Annotated in this window: 1 protein-coding gene; it reads right to left on the bottom strand. The window is 63.9% G+C overall.

All coding sequences use genetic code 11. From position 1 onward, the window contains the following. Positions 1-1,992: pyruvate dehydrogenase (acetyl-transferring), homodimeric type (gene aceE, locus ACFRJ9_RS23660; RefSeq protein WP_377673311.1), on the bottom strand; the 1,992-nt coding region annotated here is incomplete at its 3' end. Positions 1,993-2,001 lie beyond the last annotated feature (9 nt).

Genomic DNA, 2,001 nt, shown 5'->3' with positions numbered 1-2,001 from the left:
GGGGGAGTGTCCGTCGGCGTGTTGGAGTCCTTCGCCGGTGAGGGTGGTCCGTCCTGCGGTGGCGCCGATGATGAAGCCGCGGGTCATTTGGTCCGCGGCGGCCCAGAAGGAATCTCCGGTGCGTTGGAAGCCGAACATGGAGTAGAACACGTAGATCGGGACCAGGGGTTCGCCGTGGGTGGCGTACGCGGTGCCGGCGGCGGTGAAGGCTGCGACGGCGCCGGCTTCGTTGATGCCGGGGTGGATGAGTTGGCCGGCGGGGGATTCTTTGTAGGCCAGGACGAGGTCGCGGTCCACGGAGAGGTAGTTCTGGCCTTTGGGGTTGTAGATTTTCGCGGTCGGGAAGAACGCGTCCATGCCGAAGGTCCGGGATTCGTCCGGGACCACGGGCACGAACCGGGTGCCGAAGTTTTTGTCCCGCATGAGGTCTTTGAGGAGCCTGACGAAGGCCATGGTGGTCGCGGCTTGTTGTTTCCCGGATCCGCGTTTGGCGACGTCGTAGGACTTGGCCTCGGGCAGGGTCACGGCGGTGTGTTGGCGGCGGCGTTCGGGCACGAACCCGCCGAGTTCGGCCCGGCGTTCCATCAGGTATTTGATTTCCGGGGCGTCCATGCCGGGGTGGTAGTACGGGGGCCGGTAGAGGTCCGCGTCGAGCTGGTCATCGGTGATGGGGATGCGCAGGTGGTCACGGAAGGCTTTGAGGTCTTCCATGGTGAGCTTCTTCATCTGGTGGGTGGCGTTGCGGCCCTCGAAGTGCGGGCCCAGGCCGTAGCCCTTGACCGTTTTGGCCAGGATCACGGTGGGTTTGCCCTTGAACTCGGTCGCTGCCTTGTACGCGGCGTAGACCTTGCGGTAGTCGTGTCCGCCGCGCTTGAGGCCCCAGATCTGCTCGTCGGTCAGGTCCGCGACCATGTCTTTGGTCTGCGGGGACTTGCCGAAGAAGTGTTCCCGGACGAACCCGCCGGATTCGGCTTTGTAGGTCTGGTAGTCCCCGTCGGGGGTTTCGTTCATGATCTGGACCAGGGAACCGTCGGGGTCGTTCTCGAGCAGGGAGTCCCATTCCCGGCCCCAGACGACCTTGATCACGTTCCAGCCCGCGCCGCGGAAGAACGCTTCGAGTTCCTGCATGATCTTGCCGTTACCGCGGACCGGGCCGTCCAGGCGCTGGAGGTTGCAGTTGATCACGAAGTTCAGGTTGTCCAGGTTCTCGTTCGCGGCGAGCTGGAGCAGGCCACGGGACTCGGGCTCGTCCATTTCCCCGTCGCCGAGGAACGCCCAGACCTGCTGGTCCGTGGTGTCCTTGATCCCGCGGTTGTGCAGGTACCGGTTGGACTGGGCCTGGTAGATCGCGTTCATCGGCCCGATGCCCATGGACACGGTGGGGAATTCCCAGAAGTCCGGCATCAGGCGCGGATGCGGGTACGAGGACAGGGCATGGCCTTCCTTGGACTTTTCCTGACGGAACCCGTCCAAATCCTCCTCGGTCAGCCGGCCTTCCATGAACGCCCTCGCGTACATGCCCGGGGACGCGTGGCCCTGGAAGAACACCTGGTCCCCGCCCGAGGGGTGGTCCTTGCCGCGGAAGAAGTGGTTGAACCCCACCTCGTACAAGGTCGCGGCCCCGGCATAGGTCGAGATATGCCCGCCGACACCAATATCGGAACGCTGCGCACGGTGGACCATGACCGCGGCGTTCCACCGCATGTACGCCCGGTACCGGCGCTCGAATTCCTCGTTCCCCGGGAACTCTGCTTCCTGGTCCACCGGGATCGTGTTCACATAATCAGTGGTCGTCACCATCGGCACACCCACCGACCGGGCACCAGCACGCTGCAACAACGAACGCATAATGTACTGGGCACGCTCTGTACCCTGCTCCGCGATCAACGCATCAAGGGACTCAATCCACTCCGCGGTCTCTTCCGGATCACGATCAGGCAGCTGGGCAGTCAACCCGCTGAGGATGTGTGAGGTCTCTTCTCCTGCAGCCACGTCCAACCT

The sequence above is a fragment of the Paenarthrobacter sp. NPDC056912 genome (genome assembly GCF_042786555.1).
Taxonomy (GTDB): Bacteria; Actinomycetota; Actinomycetes; order Actinomycetales; family Micrococcaceae; genus Arthrobacter.
Note: the sequence above shows the minus strand (reverse complement) of the source record. Positions and strands in the feature narration are given on the sequence as shown.